This is a genomic window from Acidaminococcus sp. AM05-11, from assembly GCF_003472805.1.
Classification (GTDB): domain Bacteria; phylum Bacillota; class Negativicutes; order Acidaminococcales; family Acidaminococcaceae; genus Acidaminococcus; species Acidaminococcus hominis.
This window is the reverse complement of the sequence record NZ_QRMX01000003.1, coordinates 190923-197933: the sequence shown is the minus strand read 5'-3', so window position 1 is coordinate 197933 and position 7011 is coordinate 190923. Positions and strand designations below refer to the sequence as shown.

The following is a 7011-nucleotide window of genomic DNA, read 5'->3' as shown; positions in this document are numbered from 1 at the left end:
AAGGTGGTAAAAAAAGTCCGTGCAGACGGTAAACTTACACCGATTTATGCAACCAGAGGATTCCAGAAGAGTACTGCCTGGCGCAGGGCTGGGAACTGCTAGATAAAGAAGAAAAAGAAATCTGGTACCAGCGCTCCCTCCACCATACAGATTCCATTCTCCAGCAAATCTATCAGGAAGGCCAGAACCGTTTGCAGCTGCAAGCCCTGGTCTATTTCTCCGACCACGGGGAAGACCTAGAACTGACCCATACGGCTTCCCCCTTCAAATTCAATATGGTGCGGATTCCCCTGTGGATCTACCTATCCCCCAGTTACCAGGCAGCCTACCCGGAAACCGTGAAAGTCCTTCGCCAGCATGAGTCAGCAATATTTACCAATGACCTGGTGTTTGATACGATGTCCGGCCTGCTCCAAGCCCCTTCCAATTTCTACGATGCCCGTCATGACCTGACCCAGCCGGATTACCAGCTGACCCAGGACAATGCCCTCACCCTCCACGGGAAAAAGAAAATCAGTGAAGAATAGAAAATCCGAGCCGCAAAGGTTTATGCCTCTGCAGCTCGGATTTTCATTTGTATTTAGAGTTTATAGCGCAGCTTCAGCCAGGCATACCAAGCCATTCCCCAAAGATAATCGGAGAAGCTGTCCTTTTTCCGAAACTTGGCCCATTGCTTGAAATCATGATAGTTTTCCGGTTTCTTGATGGGCAAAGTATTGGTCAGGGTTTCCCAGGGGGACAGGGCGTTGTACTTCCGCCACTGGGCATCAAAGGGGGCCAGCACCATCTGCCAGGGCTTCCGGCGGCCGGTCCAGTGGATGATCACTCCATGGCCCTGGTCGTCTTCCCCGCCGCCAAATTCATTGTACTCCGGCGGCAGAAACAGGTTGGTGCCGTCAAAGGTCAGGTTCAGCACATCCTGGCTTTGCCCCAGGAACCGTTCCCGGGGTTCCTTCTGGAAGGAGAAAGCCTTTTCCGTAATCCCCTGCTTCTCCCATTCCGGAATATTCACCAGCATAATCCCATCATTAAAGTACTTGCCGTTCTTGAGCTTCAGATAGCCGCCCCGGTAGGCTGCATCCTTGGGCCGTTCCGATACAGCGCCCATGGCATAGCCTGTCATATCCAAAGTAAAAAGCGGTGCCAGGGAGGCCGCCACCATGGTATCCGCGTCCAAGTACAGGAACCGGTCCGTCAGGCTCTTCAGGACCTTGGGCATATACAGCCGCCCATAGGTAATCCGGGAGAACCGGGCCACCTTCACATGAAAGTCCTGGAAGGGTTCCATATGAAGTTCGTACAGTACGCAGCGGCAGTGCCACTGCTTAGCCAGCTGCTGGACCTTGTCCCGGTTTTCCGGACTGTATCCATCGGTAAACAGATGGAACACCAGCGGCTGGTCCGGGTTGTTTTCCAGGACGGAAACCACCGAGGCTCCCATAATGGAAAAGAACGGATCATTGACATTATACGCAATATGCCAAGGAGTTTTGGCAGCGGCTTCCAAAAAATCGAAGTCTTCCTTCTTGGCAATGAAATGGTCCAATGCAAAAAAGCCTGACTCAAATGTTTTCATGATATCTCCAATACAATGTTAATTTATGCTTTGGTAAATTTCAGGCCAAATAAGACTGCCTGGAGGAACCACATAATTCTCACACCAGAGGACAAGTCCAAAGTATATTCTATTTGCCCAAAAAATACTACGTACCCTAAGAAACTCACCAAACGCATCAGGTCATAAGGGTTGTAATCTTTTCTCCAAGATGCATAGGAATGCCACACATAGTAAAAAGTAAAATATAAAAGGCCGGCTAAACCTATCAGTCCAGTCTCTGCCATCAAATGAAAATAATTGCTATGAGCATGGGGCAGCTTTTGTGTATCAGCTGGCGTCCAATAATGAGGAACGTATTCTCTGCTCCACATACCCAAGCCAATCCCTGTCGCTGGATGGTCTTGAACCATATGCACACAGGACTTCCATGCTTCAATTCGATCTCCATTAGAACGGTCCGTGGTCACATTGGTAATCGACTCGAAACGCTTTGCATATGGCTCATAAATATTAAACACCACTCCTGTGATAATAAAAAAAGATGCCACTGCAGCCAATAGCTTTTTGGAGTGTTTGATATATTCCCAGCTTGCCAATGGAATGAGGATCAAGCTAGTCACCCAAGAGCCACGGCTCTTATTACAAAATATAGCAATCCAATTACAAATCAAAGTAACGGCAGTAACCCTTTTCAATCTCTGTTCAAAGTTTTTATCTAAAAGAATAATAAAGGCCAAAGGCAGCATCATGCACATGATGCTAGCAATACCCAAGGAACTTCCTCCCAACCCCCAGCCTCTATTATTATTTCCCAGATGATAAACTACTTGAATTAAAGTTACAAAGCAATCTACTCCAAACACCGCCGTATACGCGGTCAGCATATTGATTAAATAATTTCTCTTACGAATAAATGCCACGACAGGTAAAAAAACCACAAATCTCCAGATCCACATTTGGAGGAACTCATGCAGCCCCTTTGCAATATCCCCACCAAAAAAAACACTAGGAAGTGTACAAAGCACAAAAATAAAGTACGCTTTGATATATCCTTTTATCTCCTTTGGAAGGTTTACGCTTCCCTTCAAGTAATAAAAGAGAATCAACCCAAATAGCAGTACCAACCCATTAAAAATTTCCCCTACAGCCATAGAAATGCGTGTCAGACACACCATTCCAGCTGCACTAATAGCCAACGCCTTTATTAACCCATTCCGTTTTTCTTGCGGCATCTTATAATCTATTCTCCTTAGCAAACAAATACCCTACATTGCACATTGCACTTTGCTCCCCATTACCACAGATTTTCCCATTACAATAGTTTGCTCCAAACCCCCGCCAGCTTCATCCGCAGCTCCTGCCGCAGGATGGATTTGCCCTTCATATCCTTGCTGGGCTGGGGCATGGGGGCGTCCGCAAAGGCGGTTTTGGCCAGCACGTCGTAATATTTTTCGTTAAAGGCGCCGTCCCGGGCAAATTCCCAGGGTTTATACCGGCCGGCCCAGTGGAATACCGCCGGGTTTTCCGCTGCCCGGATGGCCGAGGTTTTCCATTGGCCGCTGCTGAGTACCTTCAACGGCAGGGTAAACACCGGAGGAATCACATTCCAGCGCAGGGGCAGGGGCATCCAGTTGCCCTGAAACACCAGGTTCAAACCGTCCTGGTCGTGATGCCGGTAGGCCCCCTGCTCCACCTTTTCCAGCACCTGCTGGCCATAGTGGTGCTGGCGCCAGGCGGCCAGGTCAAGGACCATGACCCCGGAATTGAAATAGGGATCCCCAGCCTTAAGGCCCAGGGTCACTTCTTTTTGCTTCACCATCCGCTTGGAGCACAAGATGCCCAAATCGGGCACCGCCGCCAGGGGATGGCCCCCCAAAGGCGTATTCCAGAGCTTTTCTATATCATCCAGGACCAGCAGATCCGTATCCAGGTAAATGACCTTGGTTACGGAAGCCGGCAGCAGCTGATCCAGCAGCAGCCGCAGATAGGCAGCCCGGTTCACATGGCCGCTGGTATGGGCCTCGATTTTTATATTTCCTGTAGGAATGAAGGTAATGATTCCCCCCAGGTTCGTTACCGTGGCAGCAATGCCGGACTCCTGTTCTTCCGAAATCCCGTCACTGAGAAAATAAAAATGCACGGGGAGACCTCCCCGGTGCTGAAGCAGAATGGAGGCACAAGTCACCGCCCCATGCTGGGCATACCGTTCATCGGCTGCCAATGCTACTGCAATCTCTTCCATGCTTGTTTCCCCCTCTGCCGCTAATTATTCTATTTTATCATACAATAGAACCACTGTTTTCTCAACTATTAGGCGCTTTTTCCCACAAAAAAACCACTGTCCAGGAACCCCTGGCACAGTGGCTGACTTTTACATGGAGCGGAAAACGAGATTCGAACTCGCGACCCCCACCTTGGCAAGGTGGTGCTCTACCACTGAGCTACTTCCGCAAAACATGATTAGATTTTACTGGATATGAGCAGTTTTGTCAATACCTTTTGTTGCATTTTTTACTATTTTTCACTCGGCCACCAGCGGTGCGGCCTGGGCAATAAACTGGGCCACCTGCTCCAGCGTGCTTAAAAAGGGCACGTCCTGGAACCAATCTTCCCCCAGGAAGCCTTCCTGGACCATTTGCTGCAAGGCAGCCTTCAGCGGCTGGTAAAAGCCGTTCACGTCCAAAAAAGCAAAGGGCTTGGTGATCAACCCCAGCTTTTGCTTGGCCATCACCTCGCTGATTTCTTCCAGGGTACCCACACCCCCGGGAAACGCCAGGAACACATCTCCCAGCTCCAGCATTTTGGCTTTCCGTTCCGCCATGGTTTTAGTGATCAACAGCCGGCTAAGACCGGGCTGCTGCATTTCCTTCTCTACAAAGAACCGGGTTTCTACACCTACCACCCGTCCGCCCTGGGCCAGCACTGTTTCTGCCAATATGCCCATAAGACCGGTGCGGCTGCCCCCGTACACCAGGGTATGACCGTTCTGGGCCAAATAGGTACCCAGCTCCTTGGCAAATTGCTCATAGCAGGGATGATTTCCCTTGCTGGAGCCCAAATAAACCGTAATGTTCATACTTATACTCCCTGTAACATTTTATACACTCTGACGTCCATTATAAGCTTTCTCCGCAGCCGCTGCAATGGATTTTTCCGAAGAAAAAAGGGGGTTGAAAAAAACTTCCTCAGTCAGCCATGCTGACTGACAGCTCCTTAGTGGTTCGCAGCGCTCCAATCAGCCGCGCCCTGCGGGCTTGCTTCTTGGGCTGCTATCACATGGCTCACATTAGCCAAGAGCATTTTGATAAACTGACATGCTCTTGGATGTGAGCGCAACGCTTGAAGGGGCCGGTCTTAGGCCTATACTGGTCGTGTGCTAAACGTGTGTAGCAAAGCAGCATAGTTCGTAAATACCTGCACTAACCCTAGTCTATTACTTGACCAGTAGCGGCATAGAACGCTTCCTGCAAGCGTGTAGGAAGTGTCGCCGCAAGGCGACGATAGAAGTTTAATCAGCACAGCAGTTTTGAGGTTTGAATCCGGCTATAATGAACAACAAAAAAGGAGCTGCCGCAGCAGCTCCTCTTACAATATTCTTTAGAACTCGCCCATGACCAGTTGGGCAATGTTTTTGGCGTGGTCGCTGACCCGTTTCATGTTCAGCAATAATTCCAACATCACAAAGCCAGTTTCCGGAGTGCAGATGCCTTTGTTCAGACGTTCTACGTGGCTCTTTCTCATGGCTTTCTGCTTGGCGGATACCTGATGGGACAGGTCCAGAGAAGCCTTGGCCAGTTCCTGGTCGTGGGTTTCCAGGGCTTTGATGGCCTTGGTGGCTGCCCCTTCTACCAGGACTTCCAGCTCCTTCATTTCCGCATTGGCTTGGGCAGAGAAGTGGGTGCCGTCTTCGTTCATGCTGCGAACCCGCTTGGCAATGGTTTCCGCATGGTCACCAATACGTTCAATATCGCTGCAGGCATGGAGCAGGCCCGTATGGACCGTGGACATTTCCTTGCTCATGTTGGTTTCGGACATTTTGGTCAGATACACCGTAATGGCTTCTTCCAGGCTGTCCACCACCGGTTCATGATCCAGGACAAATTCCACTTTCTTCTTGTCGTATTTGTCTACGGCTTCGAAGGCTTTGTGGATATTTTCCAAGGCCAGGTCGCCCATCCGGGCAACTTCCTTGGTGGAAAGTTCCAGGGCAATGGCCGGGGTATTTAATACGTTCCGGTCCAGATACTTGGGCTGGTAGTTGATTTCGGTTTCGTCCCCAGGCATCAGCTTCTTGATCAGCTGGGTGAACTTGCCGGCAAAGGGCAGGAACAAAATGGTGTTCACCACGTTGAAGCAGGTGTGGGCGTTAGCAATCTGCCGGGCAATATCCCCTGCTGGAGAAATATGCAGCACCAAATGGATGAACTGGGGCAGGAAGGTCATAGCAATAATGGACCCAATCAGGTTGAACATAACATGGGAGCAAGCCACACGCTTAGCGTTCAGGCCGGCCTGTACCGTTGCCAGTACGGCGGTAATACAGGTACCAATGTTATCGCCCAACAGGACGGGGATGGCGCCTTCCAGGGGAATCAGGCCCTGGCTGGCCATAGCCATCAAAATACCGATGGTAGCGGAGGAGGACTGGATCACCAGGGTCATGCAAAGACCAACGGCCAGGCCCAGCAGCGGATGGGTGGTAAAGCGGCCCAGGAAGTCAATCACGGCCTTATGCTGCCGCAGGGGAGTTACTGCATCCCCCATCATGGCCATACCCAGCATCAGGATACCAAACCCCAGGAGTACGGAACCCAGATGTTTCAGCTGGCGTTTTTTGCACACGGCCTGCATCAGGAAACCGATGGCCAGAATCAGGGTAATATAATCAGTTAACTTAAAGGCAATCAACTGGGCGGTCATGGTGGTACCAATGTTGGCCCCCATAACAATCCCAAAGGCTTGTTCCAAATTCATCAGGCCGGCGTTTACCAGACCAACAACCATAACCGTTGTGGCACTGGAAGACTGGAGCACGGCTGTAACGCCAGCGCCCAAGGCTACGCCGTAAATGGTTCTGCGGGTCAGTGCGCCCAGGATTTTCTGAAGCTTGGCGCCAGCTGCCTTTTGCAGCCCATCGCCCATCAGCGACATACCGTAAAGGAATAAAGAAATACCACCTAAAAATAGAAAAAAGTGAACCAAGATGATCTCCTCCGCTATAGTCTGTTTGCGGTACTAAAGTAAAAAATGAGTAACGTTTGTGTAAAGCTTTACACGCCTAAATTCTATCACATCTAGTTCGTTCAAGCTAGCAATTTCCGTGAAATTGCACCATACTTTACATATTTGTCTATTCTGACTAAAAGGAGAATTTTCCTGGTTTTAGCAATTCTTAGGGGCCAATTCGTACATCCATCTCAATATTGTAATATTTTCACAAACCTGTCACGGAT

Annotated in this window: 6 protein-coding genes and 1 tRNA gene; 1 reads left to right on the top strand and 6 read right to left on the bottom strand. The window is 49.8% G+C overall.

Annotated features, from left to right (window positions below; all coding sequences use genetic code 11):
- Nucleotides 1-191 precede the first annotated feature (191 nt).
- On the top strand, nucleotides 192-527 hold the full coding sequence (locus tag DW089_RS03200) for a hypothetical protein (RefSeq protein WP_105327515.1): 336 nt from the start codon (nucleotides 192-194) through the stop codon (nucleotides 525-527).
- A gap of 53 nt (nucleotides 528-580) precedes the next feature.
- On the opposite strand, the gene DW089_RS03195 is transcribed toward DW089_RS03200, so the two are convergent.
- The 6 genes from DW089_RS03195 to DW089_RS03170 all read right to left on the bottom strand — a co-directional run bounded on the left by DW089_RS03195 (nucleotide 581) and on the right by DW089_RS03170 (nucleotide 6760).
- The gene (locus tag DW089_RS03195; RefSeq protein WP_105327516.1) at nucleotides 581-1576 is read right to left on the bottom strand and encodes a glycosyltransferase family 8 protein; all 996 of its coding nucleotides are present in this window, start codon (nucleotides 1574-1576) and stop codon (nucleotides 581-583) included.
- Nucleotides 1577-1599: 23 nt separating this feature from the next.
- Nucleotides 1600-2790, bottom strand: coding sequence for an O-antigen ligase (locus DW089_RS03190; protein ID WP_118286768.1), 1191 nt, complete (start codon nucleotides 2788-2790; stop codon nucleotides 1600-1602).
- Nucleotides 2791-2870: 80 nt separating this feature from the next.
- Nucleotides 2871-3800: a glycosyltransferase family 8 protein gene (locus DW089_RS03185; protein ID WP_118286767.1), complete on the bottom strand. Its 930-nt coding sequence runs from the start codon at nucleotides 3798-3800 to the stop codon at nucleotides 2871-2873.
- Nucleotides 3801-3934: 134 nt separating this feature from the next.
- Nucleotides 3935-4009: transfer RNA gene (locus DW089_RS03180), tRNA-Gly, on the bottom strand.
- 70 nt (nucleotides 4010-4079) lie between these two features.
- Nucleotides 4080-4634 (bottom strand): TIGR00730 family Rossman fold protein, encoded by a 555-nt coding sequence (locus DW089_RS03175; RefSeq protein ID WP_105326191.1) that lies wholly within the window; start codon nucleotides 4632-4634, stop codon nucleotides 4080-4082.
- Nucleotides 4635-5155: 521 nt separating this feature from the next.
- A complete protein-coding gene (locus DW089_RS03170) occupies nucleotides 5156-6760 on the bottom strand; it encodes a Na/Pi cotransporter family protein (RefSeq protein WP_231086038.1) in 1605 nt (534 codons plus the stop codon).
- Nucleotides 6761-7011: the final 251 nt, after the last annotated feature.

What these genes read in the sequence shown, in the direction of transcription:
- DW089_RS03195 (WP_105327516.1), bottom strand. Translation starts at nt 1,576, where the DNA reads ATGAAAACATTTGAGTCAGGCTTTTTTGCATTGGACCATTTCATTGCC.
- DW089_RS03190 (WP_118286768.1), bottom strand. Translation starts at nt 2,790, where the DNA reads ATGCCGCAAGAAAAACGGAATGGGTTAATAAAGGCGTTGGCTATTAGT.
- DW089_RS03185 (WP_118286767.1), bottom strand. Translation starts at nt 3,800, where the DNA reads ATGGAAGAGATTGCAGTAGCATTGGCAGCCGATGAACGGTATGCCCAG.
- DW089_RS03175 (WP_105326191.1), bottom strand. Translation starts at nt 4,634, where the DNA reads ATGAACATTACGGTTTATTTGGGCTCCAGCAAGGGAAATCATCCCTGC.